At 62.9% G+C, this 22,328-nt stretch carries 25 protein-coding genes; 10 read left to right on the top strand and 15 right to left on the bottom strand.

Going from position 1 to position 22,328, the window contains the following annotated elements; translation table 11 throughout:
• Positions 1-105 precede the first annotated feature (105 nt).
• Complete coding sequence (locus LB564_RS11950) at positions 106-1,638, top strand: sensor histidine kinase (protein WP_224537748.1); 1,533 nt, start codon at positions 106-108, stop codon at positions 1,636-1,638.
• Between the two features lie 18 nt (positions 1,639-1,656).
• Here LB564_RS11950 and LB564_RS11945 read toward each other — a convergent pair whose 3' ends face one another.
• The 3 genes from LB564_RS11945 to LB564_RS11935 form a co-directional block, all read right to left on the bottom strand.
• On the bottom strand, positions 1,657-2,130 hold the full coding sequence (locus tag LB564_RS11945; RefSeq protein WP_224537744.1) for a hypothetical protein: 474 nt from the start codon (positions 2,128-2,130) through the stop codon (positions 1,657-1,659).
• A 10-nt stretch (positions 2,131-2,140) separates the two neighbouring features.
• Positions 2,141-2,467 (bottom strand): YqjD family protein, encoded by a 327-nt coding sequence (locus LB564_RS11940; RefSeq protein ID WP_224537741.1) that lies wholly within the window; start codon positions 2,465-2,467, stop codon positions 2,141-2,143.
• 123 nt (positions 2,468-2,590) lie between these two features.
• The gene (locus LB564_RS11935) at positions 2,591-3,352 is read right to left on the bottom strand and encodes a Crp/Fnr family transcriptional regulator (RefSeq protein ID WP_140708506.1); all 762 of its coding nucleotides are present in this window, start codon (positions 3,350-3,352) and stop codon (positions 2,591-2,593) included.
• An 81-nt stretch (positions 3,353-3,433) separates the two neighbouring features.
• Here LB564_RS11935 and LB564_RS11930 point away from each other — a divergent pair, with 81 nt between their 5' ends.
• Positions 3,434-3,883, top strand: coding sequence for a response regulator (locus tag LB564_RS11930; RefSeq protein ID WP_411910207.1), 450 nt, complete (start codon positions 3,434-3,436; stop codon positions 3,881-3,883).
• A gap of 43 nt (positions 3,884-3,926) precedes the next feature.
• Here LB564_RS11930 and LB564_RS11925 read toward each other — a convergent pair whose 3' ends face one another.
• A complete protein-coding gene (locus LB564_RS11925) occupies positions 3,927-4,478 on the bottom strand; it encodes an RNA polymerase sigma factor (protein WP_010911883.1) in 552 nt (183 codons plus the stop codon).
• Positions 4,479-4,481: 3 nt separating this feature from the next.
• Positions 4,482-4,685: a NepR family anti-sigma factor gene (locus LB564_RS11920; protein ID WP_140708075.1), complete on the bottom strand. Its 204-nt coding sequence runs from the start codon at positions 4,683-4,685 to the stop codon at positions 4,482-4,484.
• Between the two features lie 222 nt (positions 4,686-4,907).
• On the opposite strand from LB564_RS11920, the gene LB564_RS11915 reads away from it, so the two are divergent.
• From LB564_RS11915 to LB564_RS11890, 6 genes are all read left to right on the top strand, one after another.
• Entirely contained in the window at positions 4,908-5,702 is a 795-nt protein-coding gene (locus LB564_RS11915; protein ID WP_140708073.1) for a response regulator, read from the top strand.
• Between the two features lie 205 nt (positions 5,703-5,907).
• The gene (locus LB564_RS11910) at positions 5,908-6,072 is read left to right on the top strand and encodes a DUF1328 domain-containing protein (RefSeq protein WP_027031438.1); all 165 of its coding nucleotides are present in this window, start codon (positions 5,908-5,910) and stop codon (positions 6,070-6,072) included.
• Positions 6,073-6,257: 185 nt separating this feature from the next.
• Positions 6,258-7,292 (top strand): sensor histidine kinase, encoded by a 1,035-nt coding sequence (locus tag LB564_RS11905; protein WP_140708071.1) that lies wholly within the window; start codon positions 6,258-6,260, stop codon positions 7,290-7,292.
• 130 nt (positions 7,293-7,422) lie between these two features.
• The gene (locus LB564_RS11900; protein ID WP_181173766.1) at positions 7,423-7,599 is read left to right on the top strand and encodes a hypothetical protein; all 177 of its coding nucleotides are present in this window, start codon (positions 7,423-7,425) and stop codon (positions 7,597-7,599) included.
• Between the two features lie 181 nt (positions 7,600-7,780).
• Entirely contained in the window at positions 7,781-8,107 is a 327-nt protein-coding gene (locus LB564_RS11895; protein ID WP_140708069.1) for a hypothetical protein, read from the top strand.
• Between the two features lie 81 nt (positions 8,108-8,188).
• Positions 8,189-8,434: a YMGG-like glycine zipper-containing protein gene (locus LB564_RS11890; RefSeq protein WP_027037064.1), complete on the top strand. Its 246-nt coding sequence runs from the start codon at positions 8,189-8,191 to the stop codon at positions 8,432-8,434.
• A gap of 81 nt (positions 8,435-8,515) precedes the next feature.
• On the opposite strand, the gene LB564_RS11885 is transcribed toward LB564_RS11890, so the two are convergent.
• From LB564_RS11885 to xylF, 4 genes are all read right to left on the bottom strand, one after another.
• Complete coding sequence (locus tag LB564_RS11885) at positions 8,516-10,156, bottom strand: CHASE domain-containing protein (protein WP_224537736.1); 1,641 nt, start codon at positions 10,154-10,156, stop codon at positions 8,516-8,518.
• 141 nt (positions 10,157-10,297) lie between these two features.
• Positions 10,298-11,122, bottom strand: coding sequence for an ATP-binding cassette domain-containing protein (locus LB564_RS11880; RefSeq protein WP_140708065.1), 825 nt, complete (start codon positions 11,120-11,122; stop codon positions 10,298-10,300).
• Positions 11,123-11,132: 10 nt separating this feature from the next.
• Complete coding sequence (locus tag LB564_RS11875; protein ID WP_224537733.1) at positions 11,133-12,485, bottom strand: sugar ABC transporter permease; 1,353 nt, start codon at positions 12,483-12,485, stop codon at positions 11,133-11,135.
• Positions 12,486-12,629: 144 nt separating this feature from the next.
• Entirely contained in the window at positions 12,630-13,670 is a 1,041-nt protein-coding gene (xylF, locus tag LB564_RS11870) for a D-xylose ABC transporter substrate-binding protein (RefSeq protein ID WP_224537731.1), read from the bottom strand.
• 270 nt (positions 13,671-13,940) lie between these two features.
• Here xylF and LB564_RS11865 point away from each other — a divergent pair, with 270 nt between their 5' ends.
• Both LB564_RS11865 and LB564_RS11860 read left to right on the top strand, forming a co-directional pair.
• A complete protein-coding gene (locus LB564_RS11865; RefSeq protein ID WP_224537728.1) occupies positions 13,941-15,185 on the top strand; it encodes an ROK family protein in 1,245 nt (414 codons plus the stop codon).
• A gap of 177 nt (positions 15,186-15,362) precedes the next feature.
• Positions 15,363-16,415 (top strand): helix-turn-helix domain-containing protein, encoded by a 1,053-nt coding sequence (locus tag LB564_RS11860; protein ID WP_224537726.1) that lies wholly within the window; start codon positions 15,363-15,365, stop codon positions 16,413-16,415.
• A 527-nt stretch (positions 16,416-16,942) separates the two neighbouring features.
• On the opposite strand, the gene phoB is transcribed toward LB564_RS11860, so the two are convergent.
• The 6 genes from phoB to pstS form a co-directional block, all read right to left on the bottom strand.
• Positions 16,943-17,632, bottom strand: a complete 690-nt coding sequence (gene phoB, locus LB564_RS11855) for a phosphate regulon transcriptional regulator PhoB (RefSeq protein WP_006328038.1) — start codon at positions 17,630-17,632, stop codon at positions 16,943-16,945.
• Positions 17,633-17,647: 15 nt separating this feature from the next.
• Entirely contained in the window at positions 17,648-18,355 is a 708-nt protein-coding gene (phoU, locus tag LB564_RS11850) for a phosphate signaling complex protein PhoU (protein ID WP_140708057.1), read from the bottom strand.
• Between the two features lie 25 nt (positions 18,356-18,380).
• Entirely contained in the window at positions 18,381-19,184 is an 804-nt protein-coding gene (pstB, locus tag LB564_RS11845) for a phosphate ABC transporter ATP-binding protein PstB (protein ID WP_140708055.1), read from the bottom strand.
• Positions 19,181-20,032, bottom strand: a complete 852-nt coding sequence (gene pstA / locus LB564_RS11840) for a phosphate ABC transporter permease PstA (protein WP_140708053.1) — start codon at positions 20,030-20,032, stop codon at positions 19,181-19,183. Before pstA ends, pstB begins: the two co-directional genes overlap by 4 nt.
• Before the next feature lie 3 nt (positions 20,033-20,035).
• Positions 20,036-21,019, bottom strand: a complete 984-nt coding sequence (gene pstC, locus LB564_RS11835; RefSeq protein ID WP_224537724.1) for a phosphate ABC transporter permease subunit PstC — start codon at positions 21,017-21,019, stop codon at positions 20,036-20,038.
• Between the two features lie 66 nt (positions 21,020-21,085).
• Positions 21,086-22,141, bottom strand: coding sequence for a phosphate ABC transporter substrate-binding protein PstS (pstS, locus tag LB564_RS11830; RefSeq protein ID WP_224537721.1), 1,056 nt, complete (start codon positions 22,139-22,141; stop codon positions 21,086-21,088).
• Between the last annotated feature and the right edge of the window lie 187 nt (positions 22,142-22,328).

Raw genomic sequence — 22,328 nt, 5'->3', positions numbered from 1 at the left:
ACGCGATCGGCAAATCACGCTCGGGTAACGGTCCCTCGCAGAGATGGTTCCGGCTGCAGGGCCGGCGACGACAAGGACATCGAGGCTAAGTCATGGAAACCTGGTTTGAATAGCAGGGTGGAAACAGCAGCCGGTCTGCCGGCCGAGGTTGCGCGCGCCGTGCAGGACGTGCACCGGCTGGCCGTGCTGCACTGGCTTGAGATGCTCGATACGGCGCCCGACCCGGATTTCGACCGCATCGGCGGGTTTGCCGCCGCCGTGACGCGCGCGCCGATCGCCTTGGTCACACTCGTCGACCTCGATCGGCAATGGTTCAAATCCTGTCGTGGCATGCAAGAAGCGCAGACCCCGACAGCCACCTCTTTCTGTGCGCACGCCATCGCCGCTGGCGATGAGCCGATGGTGGTGACGGACGCAGCGGCCGACCAGCGTTTCCAAGCCAACCCGCTGGTGACCGGCAAGCATCATGTGCGCTTCTATGCCGGCGTCCCGATCATTGTCGCGGGAGCGCGGATCGGAACCCTGTGCGTCATGCACCGCAAGCCGTGTGCTCACCCGTCCCGGTCCAAGCTCGACCAGTTGAAAACGCTCGCCGGCCTAGCCGGCAGCATGTTCACCCTGAAGCACGCGACCCGCACCGGCGCTGTCGCCGAAGCCGCGCTCGCACGCGAGGAAAAGCGGCGCGCCATCGCGCTCGATGCTGCTTCGCTAGCAAGTTGGGCTTGGGACATCCGCACCGACGTCATCGACTGCGACGTCCGGTTGCCGGAATTGTTCAACCTGCCGCGCTCGACGCGGCTCCGGGCGCGCGACATTCTGACAGCCATAGATCCCCGCGACGTCTACCAGACCCAAACCAGCTTTCGTGACGCGTTGACCGGCAGTGATGACTATTTTGGCGAATACCGGGTGAAAGGCTTCCATCCACCGCGATGGGTGGCCACGCGCGGCCGTGTCATCGAGCGCGATGGCGACGGCAAGCCGACGCTGATCTTTGGCGTCAACTACGACATCTCGGAACGCAGGCTCGGCGATGACAGGCAACGGCTCCTGCTCAGGGAACTCAACCACCGCGTCAAGAACACGCTGGCAACGGTCCAGGCGTTGGCGACGCAGACCGTGCGCCATGCCCGCCAGCCGAGCGAATTCCTCGAAGCCTTCAGCGCGCGGCTTCAGGCCCTGGGCATCGCCCATGGTCTGTTATCGGATCGCGAGTGGCGCGGCATCGGCATCCGCGAACTCGTCCAGATCGAAACCAGGCCTTTTGACCCCGCCGACCAGCCGCGCTTGACGATCTCCGGCGCCGACGTCTTGCTCTCGCCCGATCAGGCCGTCGGTCTCGGGCTGATCCTGCACGAGCTGGCCAGCAACGCGCTGCAATATGGATCGCTGTCGGTTGCGTCAGGCAAGGTCGATCTCGGCTGGAAGGCGCAAGGCAGGAAAGGCGAGCGGCGCCTGGTGGTGACCTGGCGTGAAAGCGGCGGTCCCGAAGTTGCCCCGCCCGAGCGGCAAGGGTTTGGCTCGATCCTCATCCGGCGCAGTCTGGCCAAGGTCATTTCGAGCGAAGTGACCCATGAATTCCGGCCCGACGGGGTCTTCGCCGAAATATCGATGCCGCTGGAAGATCTGTCGAAGTGAGGAGGGGTAGGCCTGTCGCTACCCTTCCCCGGCATCCGGACGGTCGGTATCGGACTTCACGTTCTCGCGATAGATGGCGTAGGCGGCAAGCGCAACGGCCGGACCCAAAATGATCCCCAGCCCGCCTTTTCCCTTGAGCCCGCCCTTGAGCAATGTCGGCAGCACGGCGAGCGCGGCTGTAATGCCGATCGCTTTCATGTCGGCCTTGCGCCGCCTTGCCTCGCGGCGGACCTGCGCGCCCGACATCACGCTGTGGACCAGAACAACGAGACCCGCGATCACCAGAAAGCCTACACCGAAACCAATAGCGGCGGCCAGCGATCCATAGCGGGCCGCTGTCCAGATATAGGCGGCACCGACCAGGAAGCCGAGGCCGCAGAATGCCGCCAGCAGGGCGATCGCATAGACGATGGCTGCCGAGCGCGCGCGCCGCACGGCAGCCATTGTTTCACCCGAGGCGAAACCCGAGAGCAGGGTAGCCAGCAGTCCCATCTGCGCGGAACTAGCGACGCGCGAGCAGCGCGAACAGGAAGCCGACGCCCGCGGCTATTGCCAGCGACGTCACCGGCTTCTCGCGCACGCTTGCCACCATCTGCGCCTCGATGTCCCTGGCATTGCCGCGCAGGCTGTCGAAGGCGGCTTCACCTTGGGCGCGCAACTGCTCCACGCCTTCGGCCGCCGCGCGGCGCGCCGTGCCGTAGCCGTGTTCACCGGTCTTGGCCAGCTGTTTGGTGAGCTTGTCGATGTCGGCTTTCAACTGCCTGATGTCAGCTTCGAGATCCGGATCCGTCCGGGCTTCGTTGACGGTCTTCCCTGCAGCGGTTGCCATTGCTTAACTCCTTGTGATTGCTCGGTTTCAAACGCGCCTTACGTCTCAAGGTTCCGATGCCGGGACAAACTACCCGAAAACCGGCCGTGAACACCCGATCCGCCGCCGGCAAGAAGCACCGCCTCAGATCAGCGGCCGGCGGCCCTCGCCCAGCCCTTCCCAGCCGGCGAGCTTTTTCAAGCCTTCATTGTCGACGACGCCACAACCGCCGTCGCGCCAGACGATCAGTTGACGATCCATCAGTTTGCGGATCGTCTTGTTGGTGTGAACCAGCGACAGGCCAAGCGTATCGGCGATGTGCTGCTGCGTGATCGGGATCTGGACCGATTGCTTGCCGTTCAGCCCGACGACCTTGGCGCGGCTGGCGATGAAGGCGATGAGATAGGCGGCACGCTCGATCGCGCTGCGGCGACCGAGACTGAGCAGGTTCTCGTCCAGCATGCGCTCTTCGCGCGACGCGATCCAGGTGATGTCGTAGGCGAGGCCCGGATGGTTGCGGTAGAGCTCATGCAGGTTATCGCGTTCGAACACGCAAAGCAGCATGGGCGACAGGGCCTCGACGGAATGCTGCATTTCCCCCATGACGCTGCCTTGCAGGCCGATGAGATCGCCAGGCATGAGATAGTTGAGGATCTGCCGGCGGCCATCGTGCAACAGCTTGTATCGAAACGCCCAGCCGGACAGCACGGTATAGAGATGGGCGCTGTGACTCCCTTCCACGAGGACCGTTGCCCCCTTGTCGACCGCGAGTTCCCCCTTCTTGAACTTGCTGATGAAGGCCAGCTCCGGTTGCTCGAACTCCCGGAACACCGGCAGCGGCCGTAATGGGCATTGCTCGCAAGGATATTGGCGGCTTGAAAAAGCACGCCCGATCTGGCTTGGCATTTCGACCCCTCTGCGAAAGTCCGCCGGTTGGCGGATCCGTCCCAAGCACTTGCCCGGGATCGGCGCTTCATCGCCGGGCGCATGTCTTTTTTAAATGACAACGCACCCAATTGCGATCATGACTCCCCGCGTTTCAAGGAGCAATTGCCTGTGCCTCGATTACTTGATGGATTGCGCATTCTTGTCCTGGAGGATGAATTCCTCATAGCCATGGATGTCGAGCAACTCTGCCGCGACCACGGGGCCGGCGAGGTGGTGGTTGCCCGCGACCTGACCGAGATCGATGGCCGAGACGTCGCGACGCAATTCGACGCGGCCATTGTCGACCTGATGCTGGGCGGCGCCTCGACGCTGGAATTCGCGGCTGGGCTGCGTGAGACCGGCGTTCCGTTCGTGTTTGCGTCGGGCTATTCGGATGCGGACGAGATCAAGGCATCCTTCCCCGGGGTGAGGCTGGTGACCAAGCCCTATTCAGGCGAAGACCTCGTCGAGGCCGTGGCGTTGGCCTACGGTCGCGGCGCCCCCGGCTGAGACCGCGGCCCACGTCCGGATCGCCCTTACGCGGCCCGAATTTTCAATGCGCCGCCGTCCCCGTGACCTGAGCCGAGATCGCATCCGGACCATACTCGTCCTCGCCCGAGATTTTCAGGATTTCCTGCAGGCGTGTGCGGGCCCTGCTGACGCGGCTCTTGATGGTTCCGACGGCGCAGCCGCAGATTTCGGCGGCCTCTTCATAGGAGAAGCCCGACGCGCCGATCAGGATGATGGCTTCGCGCTGATCCTCGGGCAATTGTTCGAGGGCGCCGCGAAAATCCTTGAGGTCGAGCTGGCCGTGCTGGGCCGGATGCACCGCGAGCCGGGCCGTCATGATGCCGTCGCTGTCCTGCACCTCACGGCCGCGCTTGCGCATCTGCGAATAGAACTCGTTACGCAGGATGGTGAAAAGCCATGCCTTGAGATTGGTGCCGGGCTGAAAGCTCTCATGCTTGTCCCAGGCCTTGACCAGCGTTTCCTGGACGAGGTCGTCGGCCTTGTCGGCGTTCTGCGTCAGCGACACGGCAAAGGCCCGCAAGCTCGGGATTGCCCCAAGCAGATCGGTCTTGAAGCCTTGGGAGACCGCAGCCATCTCTCAGTCCTTCTTCTGCGCGGGTTCGGCCTGTTCCAGCTGACTGAGCAACTGGGCGAAGCGATCCGGCACATTGTCGGAGACCAGCTCGTCGTAATATTGTTTGAGTTTGCGCCCGATTTCGGAGTTCGGCCCCAGCGGGTCGCCGACGCCGTTCCGGCGCCTGCCCGTGGCGCCAGCCAAAATATCTTTCGTCATTTCCTTCATTTTGCCCTTATAGTTCCAGACACCAAGCCGCTCTATCCAACTCAACACAAGGCAAGCGGCACCCTCGTCTGGTTGCCCATCCCGACCTTCAACGCAGTTCCCGTCTATTCGTTCCATAACGGGCGGAACTTTTTCGGAAAACCTGCGTTGTATTGGCGGGGCATGCGACAAGCTTGACCTTGCAATCCGTGCAATCACGTCATCTGAGGGAGACGTCTCATCATGAGTTTATCCGCCACCATCGCACCGCACCTTCCGTTCCTGCGCCGCTTCTCGCGTGCCGTCTCGGGATCGCAAGAGAGCGGCGACGCGCTGGTCGCCGCGATGCTCGAAGCCATCATCGCCGACGTCGACATCTTCCCCGAGGCCTCGAGCGACCGGATCGCTCTGTACAAGGTTTTCGCCAAGCTCTTCACCTCGGTTGCCATCCGCGTTCCGCAGGAACAGACACAATCGGCTTGGGAACAGCGCGCCGCGGCCAACCTCAATGCGATCGCGCCGCTCCCCCGCCAGGCCTTCCTGCTGGTTGCCGTCGAAGGCTTCAGCGAGGACGAGGCGGCCGAGATCCTGGACGTCGGCGACCAGCAGTTCTCCGAACTACTGGCCCAGGCGAGCAGCGAGATTTCCCGCCAGGTGGCGACCGACGTGCTGATCATCGAGGATGAGCCGCTGATTGCCATGGACATAGAGGAGATGGTCGAGAGCCTCGGCCACCGCGTGGTTGGAACAGCGCGCACCCACGCCGAAGCGGTGACCATGTTCGGCAAGACGCGGCCGAAGATGGTGCTGGCCGACATCCAGCTTGCCGACGGCAGTTCGGGCATCGAGGCGGTCAACGAGATCCTGTCGTCGACCTCGGTACCAGTGATCTTTATCACGGCCTTTCCCGAGCGCCTCCTGACGGGCGAGCGTCCCGAGCCGGCCTTCCTGGTCACCAAACCGTTCAATCCTGACATGGTCAAGGCGCTGATCAGCCAGGCGCTGTTCTTTGACCGCCAGGCGAAAGCCGCTGCATAGTTTCGTCGCTTTCCAGCCCAAACTCACTCCATCAAAGGCTGTCCGATGCGATGCATCGACGCCTTTCTGGCGTCGGGAACCGTCATCCCCTAATTATGAGGCCGCTCCGCCACCAACGGTTTGCAAGCCTCGTCTTTTTGGGCAAATGGTGGAACAAACCGCATCGACCGACGTTTTCATCGCACAGTTCGGAAGGAGAAGAACCATGCTTTACTGGGCGCTCGTATTTCTTGTCGTGGCGATCATAGCCGGCGCCCTCGGTTTTGGCGGCATCGCCGGCACGTCCGCAGGGATAGCGCAGATTTTGTTCTTCATCTTTCTCGCTTTTCTGGTCATTTCGCTTCTGGCCGGCCTGTTCAAACGAGCGTGAGCGAGTGATCCATCGAGCGAACACTGGAAGCCGCACCCCTCAAACGGTTTCCAGCCACCGCCGGGCGGTGTCCTTCAATGGATACCGTCCGGCGGACCGCTTTAGGGAGTGGTATTCGGGGGGACTTCATTGGGAACCCATTCGACAGTGAGCCGTTCAGCCTGAATTGGTGGACGGATTGACCGATGCGCTCCAGGACTTCAGATAGAACGGAAGCCGCACGGGACGATGAAGTCATCGCCATGCACCCTGCCGAAAGCGGCATGCAGCTTGGCCGGGCCCTTCTCCACGCACTGCACAATGCCGGTATTTCCGTCCTTTATCAGGATCGCGAGATGAAGACCGTATGGGCCCGCAACATGCGCGCGCCCTGGGCTTCCGACGATGCCGACGTCAACGGCATCCTGCCCATGGCGCAGGCCGACCGCATCGGCGCCGCCAAGCGCGACGTGATCACGACCGGTGATCCGCAACGCCTTGAAATCAGCGTCCCGGTCGAGAATGGCGTACGCTGGTTTCAGATCTGGGTCGACGCCGACCGCGGCGACGATGGCGATGTACAAGGTGTCGTCACCACGATGGTCGAGACGACCGAGCAGAAGCGGCGCGAACAGACATTGACGACGCTGCTGCGGGAAGTCAGCCACCGCTCGAAAAACCTGCTGGCGATCATCCAGAGCATCGCGGCCCAGACGGGTCGCTATTCCGATGACATTGGCGACTTCCAGACGCGGTTTCGCGGCCGGTTGCAGTCGTTGGCCTCTTCCCAGGATCTGGTGACGTCCTCCAACTGGCGAGGAGCAGCCCTTCAAGAACTGGTGGCGAGCCAGGTCGGCCGTTACGGGGCGAATCCGTCGCACAGCCTCCGCTTCCGTGGCGCCAATCCCTACCTCAATCCCAACGCCGTGCTGCATATCGGTCTGGCAATCCATGAGCTCGCCGTCAACTCCGTCAGCTACGGCGCCCTGTCCCGGCCGGGGGGCTTCGTCGAAGTCACCGCCGACCTCAATGCCACCACCACCGGGGAGGTGGCCCTGTCGCTGACATGGGCTGAAGCGATAGGAGCCAACGGCGATGGTGGCGGCCAAAAGCGATTCGGCAGCGTCGCGCTGGAGCGCGTGGTGCCAGCATCCCTGAACGGGACCGCGAACCTCGATATCGGCGATGGCCACCTCGAATACCGCCTTGTCGTTCCGCACAGCAATTTCGAAACGCCCTGAGCGCCAGCAACGACTCTTAACCGGCTGTTCACCATAAGGGCGGATGCTGTTTTTCCCAGAGACCGCCGGAACTGGCCCTGCCTTCGGACATTGTGCGGCAGGACTTGCAGCGGGCTACGGGAGGAATGTCTTGACGGTTGCCGACATCAACAGACTGGAACAGGCCGCCCGTGTTTCCATGGGAGAATTTCTCGACGCCGAAGCCTCCGTGGAACCACCGCCCGAGGCAGGCCAAGGGTTGATGAGGGGCATCATCCCAGCAATCGCCGCGATCATGGTTCTGGTCATCCTCTGGCAATTGATTTGATCTAGCTCCCGACCCTCTTCGCCTTTGAGAGTATCGTTGGGATGCGCCGTTGGCATGCCCGGTCGGCAGGCCTTGGCGTGTCCGGATCTGTTTCACCAGGCTGCTGTGCGTGTAGCCCCGTTGGAATGGCAGGAACTTTTTGGCGATGTTGTCCGTTATTGCGGCCAGAGGAACATTCGTCATGGAACACATAGCCGCGTTGTTACTGGTCATCGGCTGCTCGAACACGATGGCCGAATGTCGGGAATTGCAGGTCCCTGTCAGTGTTTTTGAGACTGCTGACGCGTGCACCGCCGAACGCCCCTTCGCAATGGGCGACGTTCAGGGGCAGGCGGAGCATGTCATTGCCAAATGCCTCGCGGTCGATCCCGCCTTGGAGGACGACTACGATCAGATTGTCTGGAAGGTGCGGCCAGATGGTAGTCTTGACGCTTCGTTGGCCATATCCAACCTCGTCATGGCGTCGAACACGATCCGCCCAGAAAAAGACTACCTTAGCCAACAATAAATTGCAGCAGCAAAGGCCGTGGTTTCGTGCTAAATGGCGGTTGGAGCTTACCAAAGTGTGGACACAAGTGAGGAGTGACTTATGCGGAAAATACTTATTGCCATGGTTGCGGTGGTTGCTGTCAGCGGCTGTACCTCGACCGAGAAGGACGTCGTCGGCGGCGGCTTGATCGGCGCGGGCGTGGGTGGATTGGTCGGCGGCGGCAAGGGCGCGCTGATCGGCGCTGCCGTCGGTGCCGGGTCGGGCCTGCTGGTCCGCAACCTGCGCAACGGCTACTGCCAGTATCGCGATCATCGCGGCCGGATCTACACGGCCCGCTGCAACTGATTCGCGATAGCGGAATACAGATCCGGGGGCCGCTTTCCGGCCTCCGGATTTCCTGGCTTTCCATCTGCCGATAAGCAGGCATCAGCCGATCAACGGAATTCTGATCTCCACCTTCAGGCCGTCGGCCTCGTAATCGCGCTTGATCGTGCCGCGCAATTCGCGCGTGACGTTGAGGTCGATCAGCTTGGTGCCGAATCCGGTCACGGGCGGTGCCTCGACTTTGTTTTTCCCGGCTTCCCGCCAGTTAAGCGCCAGGGTTCGCTCGCGCCCTCGCCCTTCCAGCGACCAGTCCACCTTGAGCGCCCAGTCCCCCTTGGATGAATTGGCGGAATTACCGGCCTCGCCATATTTCAGCGCATTGGTGGCCAGTTCGTGAAAGGTCAGGCCAAGCGCCTGCGTCGTGGTTTCGTCGAGCAGCACTTCCGGACCAGACAGGAGCCCTTCCGGCAGCTCCTTGCCGAACACCTGGCCAAGCTCGATGCGCAACAGGTCGGCAAGGTCGGCTTTCTGCCAGCGCGAGCGCGTCAGCATGTCCTGCGACGCGGCCATCGCCTGCAACCTGGCCGAGAAGGAAGCGGAGAACTCGTTGACGTCGGTCGCCCGCGAAGCCGTCTGCCGGGCGATCGCCAGCACCCTGGTGATCGAATTCTTGATGCGGTGCTTCATCTCCTGCAGCATCAGATCCTTTTCGAGCAGGCTCTTTTCCGTCGTCTCGTGCAAAGCCGATACCGCGTCATAGGCACGCTCCTGATAGCGCGCCACCAGCGCGATGGCGCCGGCAAGCAGCAGGCCGAACAGCCCCAGCATCACCGGGATGGCGCGCGAAGACGGTTGCGAGAAGGCACTGGTCGGCCTGAACAATACGGTCCAGGGCCGTCCCGCCACGGTGATCTTGCGGGTGACCAGCAGCGGGTCTCCCAGGGATGACACCGGTGGCGTCTCCGAGCGGAACAGCAGATTGTCGCCGCTCACCGCACCGTCGTAGATCTCGGTGTTGACCGGCAGCAGCGGCGCACGGCTGAGCGCGATCTGGAACAGGTCCCGAGCCCGGAAGGCCGCGTAGAGAAAGCCGGCGGTCGAGGACCGTGATGCGTTGATGACCTCCGGCGCCGTTTCGACATTGAGCCGCACGAAGACCAGGAACCCGGTGAAGGTTTGCGCGGCCCCCGTGCCCTGGCCGAGTTGCACCAGCCCGCTTGCGTGCTGCTGGTCGTCGGCCATCGCCTTTTCGATCGCCGCGCGCCGCACCGGCTCACTGAACATGTCGTAGCCGATGCTGGCCTGGTTTGACGGATCGAGCGGCTCGAAAAGCGCGATCGGCGCGCGCGAGGGCTGGGTGGTATCGGGATAGACCGGGTGGCTGGCGCCGAAATCGTGGAGGATATCGCGTTCGACCGCCGCCTCGTCGCCGGTCTTGACCAGTCGCAGGAACCCGATGCCGCGCAGGCCGGCGAAATTGCTGTCGACATCCAGCGCCTTGAAAAAGGCCTTGAACTCGTTCTGGGAAATATCGCCGTTGCGCGCGTCGAACAGGGCCTGCGTCGAGCGCAGCAGCGACAGATGCAGGTCGATACGGCTCTCGATCCGGTTGAGGGCGTCATCGGCTGCCCCCTCGAACTTGATGCGAGCGGCCTCCTGCGTCGCGAAATAAGCGAATCCCGCCATGGTCATGCTGATCAATGCGACGGCGATGAACGCGACGATTGGAAAAAGCTTCTTCAACGGATGATGCGGTCCATGAGCAAAACAGGACCTTTATGGGCAAGTCGACGGGCCAACACAATGGTCAGGCCAAGCCATCGTGATCACTGGCATATCACGTGAACGGGCGCCCGGGCGGCCCCGCCGGCCAGCGCTCGCGGCTCAGGCGGCGATCTTCAGAGCACCCGGCCCGGGTATGGCACCTGGAGGACATTTGCCCAGGATGATCATGCCCAGCACCTCGTCCTGGGTGACGTCAGTGGTGCGGGCCGTGCCCACGACCTGCCCGTTCTTCATCACGCAGACGCGGTCGGCCAGTTCGAACACGTCATGGATGTCGTGGCTGATCAGGAAGATGCCGATGCCGTCGGATTTGAGCTGCCTGACAAGTTCGCCGACCTGCGCCGTTTCCTGGGGCCCGAGCGCCGCCGTCGGCTCGTCCATGATCAGGATGCGGGCGTTGAACAGGATGGCGCGTGCGATCGCCACCGACTGCCGCTGACCGCCCGACAGCTTGATCACAGGCTCCTTGAAGCGCTGGAAGCGCGGATTGAGCCGGCCCATCACCTTGCGCGCCTCGGCCTCCATGGCAACGTCGTCGAGCGTGCCCCAGGCGGTCATCAGCTCGCGGCCGAGGAACAGATTGGCGGCCGCATCGACATTGTCGGCCAGCGCCAACGTCTGGTAGATCGTCTCGATGCCGTATTTCTTGGCGTCGCGCGGGTTGGAGATCGCCGCCTCCTCGCCATTGACGAAGATCTGGCCGGCGTCGCGCTTGTAGGCGCCGGACAGGATCTTGATCAGCGTCGACTTGCCGGCGCCGTTATGGCCGAGCAGCGCCACGACCTCGCCGGGAAAAAGATCGATCGAGGCGTCGTCGACGGCGCGGATGCCGCCGAAGGCGATCGAGATGTTGCGCATGTCGATCAGCGGCGTGCCCGTGGGGGCGGTTGTGGGGGCGGTTGCGGGAGCGGTTTTGTCAGCCATGATCGTACCCCTAAACCCGCTTGCGATAGACGGTGTCGAGCCACACCGCGATGACCAGCACGGCGCCGACGACGATGCTTTGCAGCGGCGAGTCGACGCCGAGCAGCACCATGCCCGACTGCAGCGACTGCATCAGCAATGCGCCGAGCATGGCGCCGATGATCGTCCCCGAGCCGCCGGCGAGCGAGGTGCCGCCGATGACGGCGGCGGCAATGACGAGCAGCTCATCCAATGTTCCAAGCACATTGGTGGAGGAGTTCTGCCGGGCCGACGAAATGGCGGCCGCGATCGTGGCCAGCACGCCCATGATCATGAACACCTTCATGGTGATCCAGCGTGTGTTGATGCCCGCGAGATTGGCCGCTTCCGGATTGCCGCCGATGGCAAAGACATAACGGCCAAAACGGGTGCGGTTGGTGATGAAGGTCATGACCAGGCCGACGGCGACCGCCATCAGCACCGGGATCGCAATGCCGTGGGCGATGAACAGCCCGCCCTCGGGCACGGTGATGTTGTTGGCGGCCGCGTAGCGGTTCACGATGCCGATCGGCCACGGATAGGAGTTGGCCAGCCAGACCGCGCCCATGATGACGGCGCAGGTGACGGCGCCCATCAGCGTCTCGGCCCAGATCGGCCGCAGCGGGAAGCGGAAGCGCTTGCGCTGCACCCGCCCGCTGAACAATGCGAACACGACGGCCAGGCAGGCGACGATGCCCACGACCCAGCTCCAGGTTGCGCCGATCGATCCGGCCGGTCCGCCGCCCATCAGCTGGAAGGTGGCGTCCAGCGGCGCCACCGTCTGGCCCGACGTGACCCACCAGGCGGCCCCGCGCCAGACCAGCAGGCCACCCAGCGTGACGATGAAGGCCGGCACTTCGAGATAGGCGATGACGAAACCCTGGAAGGCGCCGATCAGAAGGCCGAGCGCCAGGCCGATGACCAGGGCCAGGACCCATATCCATGGATTGCCGAGCTCGAGCCCGACGAACCGAACCAGGAAATGCACCTGCGCAAAGCCCATGACCATGCCGATCAGCCCTTCGGCGGAACCGACGGACAGGTCGATGTTGCGCATGACGATGACCAGCACCATGCCGCAGGCCATGATGGCGACCGCGGACGTCTGCACCGACAGGTTCCACAGATTGCGCGGCGTGAGAAAGGTGCGGCTGTCGAAATCGAGCGGATTAACGCCCAGACGCAGGCTCGAAATCACATGCAGCGCGACCCAGATCAGCAGCAGGGCGCCGATCATGCCGAGCATGCGGGTGTCGATCTCGGTCGCCTTCAGGAACCGGGCGACAGCGCCGAGTTCCGAGGCGCGCGCGGTGTCGGCCTGCGGGTTGGACGTCGTGTCGGTCATGATTTTCTCCCACCGGCTGGCCGTCTGACGCGGATGCCGAACCCAGCCTAGAAGCTATCCGCGTGATGCGGAAACACAAATCTTTTTGAGAAAACGCCGCGGCTTTGGGGGCCGCGGCGCCTTCATTTCTTCAAGCGGTCAAACTCAGTTGCAGGCCGGGACGCTGCCGGCTGCGACACCCGCGCAGACTTCGTCCTTCTTGATCCAGCCGGCGTCGATGACGAGGTTGAGATTGTCCTTGGTGATGGCGACCGGGGTCAGGAACAGCGACTTGACGGTGTTGCCGCCAGGCGTCGTGAAGTCCTTCACGCCCGCGATGTCGGTCATCTTCTTGCCGTCGGCGAGCTGCGAGGCGATCTCGGCGGCGTTCTTGCCGAGTTCACGCGCGTCCTTCCACACCGACACGGTCTGGGTGCCGAGCGCGATGCGGTTGAGCGCGGCGTGGTCGCCGTCCTGACCGGAGACCGGCACGGTGCCGGCGAGCCCCTGCGCCGTCAGCGCGGCGACGACGCCGCCGGCGGTGCCGTCATTGGCCGCGACCACCGCGTCGACCTTGTTGTCGTTGGCGGTGAGGAACTGTTCCATGTTCTTCTGGGCGTTGGCGGGCAGCCAGCCGTCCGTATAGGCTTCGCCGACATTCTTGATCTTGCCGGAATCGATGGCTTCCTTCAGCACTTCCATCGAGCCCGAGAACAGGAAATCGGCATTCGGGTCGGCACCCGAGCCCTTGATGAAGACGTAGTTGCCTTCAGGCTTCACCTTGAACACTTCGCGGGCCTGCATGCGGCCGACTTCCTTGTTGTCGAAGGTCAGGTAGAAGACGTCCTTGTTCTCGATCAGGCGGTCATAACCGACGACCGGAATGCCCTCGTCGAGCGCCTTCTGCACCGCCGGGCCGATCGCCGAGGCATCCTGCGCCAGGATGATCAGCGAATTGGCGCCCTGCGAAATCAGGCTCTCGACGTCGGTCAGCTGCTTGCCGGGGTTGGACTGCGCATCGGCGGAAATGTACTTGTCGCCCGCGGCCTCGATCGCCTTCTTCATGGCGGCCTCGTCGGTCTTCCAGCGCTCTTCCTGGAAATTGGACCACGAAACGCCGATGACCTTGTCCTTCGCCTGCGCGACCGAAGCCAGCGTCAGCGACATGGCGACACCCGCCAGGATGGCGGCTGTGAATCTCTTCATGATATCCTCCCTGCGCCGCGTATGGCGCGACCAAACCGACCCGAGGGCCGGCACAAAGGCTCTATTTTTTCGAGCCTCGAAAAAACACTGGTCCATCGCCGGAACACTGTCAACATCGATTCTGATGGATTTTGAGGTGCCGAGACCCTTTTTTCGAGTCTCGGAATAAATAATGACAGCTCCAGATGCATCTGCCAGTATTCTACCCCGTTGCCGGCGATGTTCGAGGGGGCGTCAAGAGCCGCGGCAACGGGGGAGGATGTGGGAAGCATGTCGGTCGGAATCCGCCACGACGATCTGCGCCGGCGCAACCGCGCAATGGTGATAGGAGCCGTGCGCCGGGGCGGTCAGCCCTCGCGCACCGAGATCGCCGCCACCACCGGCCTCAGCCACTCGACCATATCGGCGATATCAGCCGACCTGATCGGCGAGGGTATCCTGACCGAAGGCAAGCCGAACGAGGCCGGCTCACTCAAACGCGGCCGGCCGCAGGTTGGCCTCGGCCTCAACCCCGAGGCCGCGGCTGTGATGACCGTGGTGCTGTCGCTGAATTTCCTCTCCGTCGCCGTCATCGATTATGCCGGCCAGGTGATATCAGAGGAACAGCGCCGGCTGGACACGCTGACCTTGTCGCGTGAAGCTCTGATCGGCGAATGCACGGCAATCGTGCGGCGCCGCCTCGAGGACCCCGATCTCGATGTCAGCAGTGTTGCCCGCATCGCGCTGGCGATCCAGGGCATCACCGACACCGAGGCGCGTGCCATGCTGTGGTCGCCGATCACGCCGCGGACGGACATTGCCTTCGCCGACATACTCGAAGCCGAGTTCGGCATCCCAGCCACCATGGAGAACGACTGCAACATGATGGCGGTGGCGCTGCGCTGGCGCGACCCCCAACGCTATCGCGACGACTTCATCGCCATCCTGCTCTCGCACGGCATCGGCATGGGCCTGGTGCTGAAGGGCGAACTGTTCACCGGCACCCATTCGTCCGGAGGCGAGTTCGGCCACATGATCCATCGCCCGGGCGGCGCGCTCTGCCGCTGCGGCCGGCGCGGCTGCGTCGAGGCCTATGCCGGCAACTATGCCATCCTGCGCAACGCCAGGCAGCTTGGCGAGGACACCGAACCGGTCGCCGATGTCAGTGACGCGCAGATGCGGACACTCGCCGCGGCCGCACGGGAAAGCGACGGACCGGAGCGCGAAGCCTACCGCAAGGCCGGTGAAGCGTTGGGATATGGTCTGGGCAGCCTGTTCGCGCTGATCGATCCCGCACCCGTCGCCATGGTTGGCGTCAGCGCCGCCGCCTTCGACCTGATCGAGCCGGCCTTGCGCGAGGCCATCGCCCAGACCGCCGGCGGCCAGCATTCGGGATCGATTTCCTTCGATACCGAGCCGAACGAACTGCCGCTCATCCGCGAAGGCTGCGCCATGCGCGCCTTGACCTTCGTCGACCAGGAGATTTTCGCGCCGGGCGTGCAGGCGAAAAGCAGCGCTGGGAAGAGCGTCGCCTGAAACCCGCGCGAACGCCTTGGACTCCCGGAAAAGCATGGCCGGACGCCATGACTGCGCGTCTCAACTGCTTGACCGAGCGTCCCAAGCCATTGACGGCTTCGATGATAGTGACACCCATGCCGTGCGATCGGTGTGACGCCGACGCTAGGGGCAGTGGAAAGTTCGACACCGGTTCAGATGCGCAAACCCGACAGCACGCTCGACATGGCAACGGCACGGCGAGTTGAATGGCCTTTTCCGCCAGGGGAGGAATGTTTCGCCGCGTGGAAGAATGCGCTTTCTCTGCTGGTCGACTGTTCCATACCCGAGAGCGCCGACCCCGCGCTTTTCGATTTCCATGGCTGCAGCTGGCAACTTCCAGGCGCCTTTCTGCACGCCAATGGCGGTTCGGCGATGGCGATGTCGCGGACACAACAGGTCATCGACGACCGGCCCACCCAGCACATGGTGCTGTACATGGTTTTGGAAGGACAGGTCACGAGCAGCTACGACGGGTTGATCCAGGAGCATGTCCCCGGCGACATCGTCGTCGTCGACTATTCGTCGCCCTACGAGAGTCGGACCTCGGGCTATGAAGGGGTCGCGCTGACCTTGGACAAGGCCAGTGTGCCGGCCGGGCTGCAGAACAATGTTCACGGCCTTGTGCTGACGGCGAGCGAGGACGCCGGTGCGATGCTCGGAACCCAGATCATGGCTCTCGTGAAGCATATTGACGGCCTCTCCATCCACCAGAGCCAGGTAACGGTCGATGGCATTCTGCGCTTTGCCGCCGCCGCCTTTGGCGCCCCCACAACGCGGCACCGGCGCGACAAGCGTTTCCTTTTCCAGCGTGCGTCGTCGACCGCACGACAGAAACTGTCCGATCCCGACTTCGGCCCCAGTGAGTTGGCGGCGGTGCTGGGCGTTTCCCGATCGAATCTGTTCCGCCTGTTCGAGCCGCATGGTGGCGTGCAACGCTGGATGCTCGCGGAACGGCTAAGGGTGTGCTTGCAGAGCATTCTGCGATCGACATCGGATCACAAGATAGCCGCCATCGCCCGTAATCACGGGTTTCGCAGCGAGTCGCACTTCAGCCGCGCTTTCCAGAAGCGATACCAGATCAGTCCGAGTTCCGTCCGTGCTCTCAACCATGATTCAACGCGGATGGCGGCCTATGAGACCTTGCTGAAACAAGGCAACGGCAACGGCGGAGCGATCGTCGAGGGCTGGCTTGCCTCCCTCCGCGCCTGAGTCCGTCGAGCCGGATCCGTCGACACATTGATCGTGCGTCTCATCTTCGTGACCGAACGTCCCAAAATGCTCGTCAGTCTCGCGCGGGACCGTGACAGCACGACCGACTTCGCGGACAGGTATCTTTGGGGCTGATCTGAAGCGTTCCGACCCTCCACGGAGGCACGAATGCGCAGCGGAGCGAAAAAGGGGGCACGAACATGTCAGGCGAAGCGATCGAGATGCGGCAGGTCGGTCAAGCGGAGAACCCCACTCACCGGCAACCATCCTATCTGGAGCAGGCACTGGGCAGGGTCAGTCAGCTTATCGGATCAGCCGGCTCACGATCACGTCATGGGTCGGAGCCGGACGGTCTGGAAGCATTCGACATGCTCGGCGGCTGGAAGGGCTCGGACGCGAGCAGGCGCGACATCAGGTAGCGCCGCGGATTGTCCCTGGGACGCGCACGCATCATCTCTGCTGGTATTCGCGGGCGTATTGATGTTTGCCGTTATCATCTTTCGCACGCGCGCTGGCTGAGCGCGGCTTTAATCCTCGCGGATCGCGTAGCCCGCGCCGCGGATGGTGCGGATGACGTCGGGCATGCGGCCATTGTTGACCGCCTTGCGCAGCCGGCCGACATGCACGTCCACCGTGCGCTCGTCGATATAGATCGTCTCGCCCCAGACATTGTCGAGCAGCTGGCTGCGCGAGAACACCCGGCCGGGATGGCGCATCATGAATTCCAGCAGCCGGAACTCGGTCGGTCCGAGCCGGATTTCGCTCTTCTTGCGATAAACCCGGTGCGATTCACGGTCGAGCACGATGTCGCCGACCTTGAGCACGCTGGACAGCACTTCCGGCTTGGCGCGGCGCAGCAGCGCCTTGATGCGGGCCATGAATTCCGGCGTCGAGAACGGCTTGACCAGATAATCGTCGGCACCCGTCGACAGGCCGCGCACGCGATCGCTTTCCTCGCCGCGCGCCGTCAGCATGATGATCGGCAACCGCTCGGTCTCGGGCCGCATTCGCAGGCGCCGACAGAGTTCGATCCCGGACACTGCCGGCACCATCCAGTCGAGCACCAGGAGATCGGGGACGTTTTCCTGCAGCCGGATTTCGGCTTCATCGCCGCGCGTCACCACTTCGACCTGGTAACCTTCCGATTCCAGATTGTAGCGGAGGAGCACGCCAAGCGGCTCCTCGTCCTCGACCACCATGATGCGCGGCGCGATCATCGGCCTGTCACCCTGTTATACCGCCGGCGCCGACATCGCGGTCTCGTCCTGCTTAGGGCGATTGGCGGGCAGCTGCGTGCCGGTCAGCACATAGTATGCATTTTCAGCGATGTTGGTCACGTGGTCGCCGATGCGCTCGAGATTCTTGGCGCAGAACAACAGATGCGTGCAGGCGGTGATGTTGCGCGGATCTTCCATCATGTACGTCAGCAGTTCGCGGAATACCGAGGTGTATTTGACGTCGATGCGCTCGTCGTCATTCCTGAGTTTGGCCAGTGCCGACGCATCGCCGGCCGCATATTCCTCGACCACGCCATGCACCTGGATCAGCACCAGTTGCGCCATGGCGTCGATGGAATGCGAAAGGTCGCGCGGCGTGGCGCTGAGACCGACAGTGCCGACGCGCTTGGCGATGTTCTTGGCAAGGTCGCCGATGCGTTCAAGGTCGCCGGCCATGCGGATCGAACCGACGACATGACGCAGATCGTCGGCCATCGGCTGCCGCTTGGCGATCAGCGTTATGGCGCGGTCATCGAGTTCGCGCTGGCGCGCATCCATGATGGCATCGTCGGAGACGACGCGCTGGGCAAGAGCGTTGTCGGAGTTCAGCAGCGCCTTGGTGGCGCCGCCGACCATCGAGCCGGCGAGGTCGCCCATGTCGCTGATCAGCCTGCTGATCTGTCCGAGATCTTCGTCGAAGGCTGCAACCGTGTGTTCGGCCATGATCCTGGTCCTCGTATGCGTGCGATCAGCCGAAGCGGCCGGTGATGTAGTCCTGGGTGCGCTTCTCGCGGGGCGACGTGAAGATCTTCTCGGTTTTGTCGAACTCGATCAGCTCGCCCAGATACATGAACGCCGTCTGCTTCGACACGCGCGCCGCCTGCTGCATGTTGTGGGTGACGATGACGATCGTGTAGTCGGCTTGCAATTCGTCGATCAGCTCCTCGATCTTGGCGGTCGACAGCGGATCGAGCGCCGAGGCCGGCTCGTCGAGCAGAATGACTTCCGGCTTCACTGCCACGGTGCGGGCGATGCAAAGCCGCTGCTGCTGGCCACCGGAAAGGCTGAGGCCGCTGGCGTTGAGCTTGTCCTTGACCTCGGTCCACAATGCCGCACGCTTCAGCGCCTGCTCGACACGGCCATCCATCTCGGCCTTGCTGATCTTCTCATAGAGCCTGACGCCGAAAGCGATGTTCTCATAGATCGACATCGGGAATGGTGTCGGCTTCTGGAACACCATGCCGATCTTGGTGCGCAGCAGGTTGAGGTCCTGCGAGCGGTCAAGAACGTTCTGGCCATCGAGCAGCACCTGGCCCTCGGCGGTCTGCTTGGGATAGAGCTCGTAGATGCGGTTGAAGACGCGCAGCAGCGTCGACTTTCCGCAACCCGAAGGGCCGATGAAGGCTGTGACGCTGCGCTCGGGCAGCGACAAGGTGATATCCTTCAGGGCCTTCGACTGCCCGTAATAGAAATTGAGGTTCTTGACCTCGATCTTGGATTTGGCGGCTGCCTCTGTGGCGATCGTCATGTCTGGAGACAACATCTGGCTCATTTGTCCTCTCTGCGTCCGGTCAGGCTGCGCGCAAAGATGCTGAGCGCAAGAACCGTCAATGTGATGATGAGTGCACCGGTCCAGGCCAGTTGCTGCCATTCCTCATAGGGGCTGAGAGCGAACTGGAAGATGGTGACAGGCAGGCTGGCCATCGGCGCGTTGAGATTGCTCGACCAGAACTGGTTGTTGAGCGCGGTGAACAAGAGCGGCGCCGTCTCGCCGGAGATGCGGGCGATGGCCAGCAATATGCCGGTGACGATGCCCGACATCGCGGCGCGATAGGCAACCGAGCGGATGACCACCCAGCGCGGCGCCCCGATCGCGGTGCCGGCTTCGCGCAAGGCGTTGGGCACCAGGTTGAGCATGTCCTCCGTGGTGCGCACCACAACCGGGATGACCAGGATGGCAAGCGCTACGGCGCCGGCGATCGCCGAGAAATGCCCCATCGGCCGCACCATCAGTTCGTAGACGAATAGGCCGATGATGATCGACGGCGCAGACAGAAGGATGTCATTGATGAAGCGCACCACGGTGGTTAGCTTCGAAAAGCGGCCATATTCGGCCATGTAGGTGCCGGCCAGCACACCGATCGGCGTGCCGACGATGATGCCGATAATGGTCATCACGATGCTGCCGTAGATGGCGTTGAGCAGGCCGCCGGCATCGCCGGGCGGCGGCGTCATTTCCGTGAAGACCGCAAGATTGACGCCCGAGAGGCCCTTGTAGAGCAGAGCGCCAAGGATGAGCGCCAGCCAGGCAAGGCCGATGCCGGCGGCGATGACGCACAGCGTCATCATCACGCCATTTCTGCGTTTGCGGCTCTGGTGAAGCGATGCGGCTGTCGACATCGGTCAGGCTCCGGTGCGGGCGTCTATGCGCATCAGCATGTAGCGGGCGATGGCAAGGATGATGAAGGTGATGACGAACAGGATCAGGCCGAGCGCGACCAGCGAGGAGGTGTAGAGATCGCCGACGGCTTCGGTGAATTCGTTGGCGATGGTCGCCGAGATCGTCGTTGCCGGCGCGAACAGGGAGGTGCTGATCCGGTGCGCGTTGCCGATGACGAAGGTCACCGCCATCGTTTCACCGAGTGCGCGGCCAAGCGCGAGCATGACGCCGCCCATGATGCCGATGCGCGTGTAAGGAATGACGACGCGGCGCGTGACCTCCCAGGTCGTGCAGCCGATCCCGTAAGCCGATTCCTTCAGCACCGACGGCACCGTATCGAAGACGTCCTTGGTGATCGAGGTGATGAAAGGCAGGATCATGATGGCCAGGATCATCGCCGAGGTCAGCAGCCCGATACCGTAGGGGGGGCCGGCGAACAGGCTGCTGAGGCCCGGGACACCATGGAACACGGCGATGATGAAAGGCTGCACCGTCGTCTGCAGGAACGGTGCCAGCACGAACAGGCCCCAGATGCCGTAGATGATCGAGGGGATGCCGGCCAGCAATTCCACAGCCATGCCGATCGGGCGCCGCAGCGGGCGCGGGCAAAGCTCGGTGAGGAAGATGGCAATGCCGATGCCGAGCGGCACGGCTATCAGGATGGCGATCGCGGACGTGATGATGGTGCCATAGATCGGCGCCAGTGCACCGAATTTCTCCGTCACCGGGTTCCAGCTTTCGGTGGTCAGGAAGGAGAAGCCGAAGGTCGACAGCGCTTGCCAGGAACCGGCAAACAGCGAGATCGCAACACCGCCGAGCAGGACCAGCACCAATATCGCGGCGGCGCGGGTCATTCCATGGAAGATCGAATCGGTCAACGCGAACCGTCGAACGGTTGCATCGCGCGATCCTTTAACGGCTGGCAAGGCTTCCTGGACAGCGCTCATATCAAGCTCGGCTCTTTCAGGTTGATGAGAAAGGAGCGCCGCTGATGCGGCGCTCCTTCGAGAATATTACTCGCCGGCGTAGACGGGCTTGCCGTCGGCCTGGATGTCGGCCTTCCACGAAGCCTTGATCAAGTCGACGACGCTGTCGGGGATCGACACGTAGTCGAGCGCCTTGGCGGTTTCCTTGCCGTCCTTGTAGGCCCAGGCAAAGAACTTCAGCGCTTCGCCGGTGGCAGCGGCATCGTTCGGAGCCTTGTGGATCAGGACCCAGGTCGAAGCGGCGATCGGCCAGGTGGCGTCGCCGGGTTCGTTGGTGATGATGACGTTGAAGTTCTTGGCAGTCTTGAAGTCGGCGTTCGAAGCGGCGGCGCCGAAGGATTCGAGCGACGGCTCGACGACCTTGCCGGCGGCGTTCAGCATCTTGGAGTAGGAGAGATTGTTCTGCTTGGCATAGGCGTACTCGACATAGCCGATACCGCCGTCCGTCTGCTTGACGGTGTTGGCAACGCCTTCCGAACCCTTGGCGCCGACGCCCGTGGGCCATTCGACGGCGGTGTCCGAACCAACCTTTTCCTTCCAGTCCGGCGAGAGCTTCACCAGATAGTCGGTGAAGTTGAAGGTGGTGCCCGAGCCGTCCGAACGATGCACGACGGCGATCGCGGTCGACGGCAGCTTGAGGTCGGGGTTCAGCGCCTTGATCGCGGCATCATCCCAGGTGGTGATGGCGCCGAGATAGATCTGGGCAATCGTCTTGCCGTCGAGGACGAGTTCGCCCGGCTTGACGCCGGAAAGGTTGACGATCGGCACGATGCCGCCCATCACCATCGGGAACTGCACGAGGCCGTTCTTTTCCAGATCGGCGTCGGACATTGGCTTGTCGGTGGCGCCGAAGGTCACGGTCTTGGCGATGACCTGCTTGATGCCGCCGCCGGAGCCGATCGACTGATAGTTGAGGCCGATGCCGGTGTCCTTCTTGTAGGTGTCGGCCCATTTGGCGAACACCGGATAGATGAAGGTCGAGCCGGCGCCGGAAAGGTCAGCTGCCATTGCCGCGGAAAGGGTGAGGGTGGACGCCGCAGCCATTGCAATCGCAACGGCCGCCGAGCGGATGAAATGTCTCATGTGGCCTGCTCCTGTTCGGAAGATGGTCTCTCGGCGCCATTTCCTCCGGCGCCCGCTGAGGCCAATAGCCTTCGATTATAACAGTCGCATGACAGTTTCGTGTCAGCCCGGTAACGCGTCGCCGGCACCGGGAAAGGCGATGATGCCAGACGTTCGCCGAGCGAGCCGGGTTTACCGCCGGAATCAG

The sequence above is a fragment of the Mesorhizobium sp. ES1-6 genome (genome assembly GCF_020164775.1).
GTDB lineage: Bacteria > Pseudomonadota > Alphaproteobacteria > Rhizobiales > Rhizobiaceae > Mesorhizobium.
Note: the sequence above shows the minus strand (reverse complement) of the source record. Positions and strands in the feature narration are given on the sequence as shown.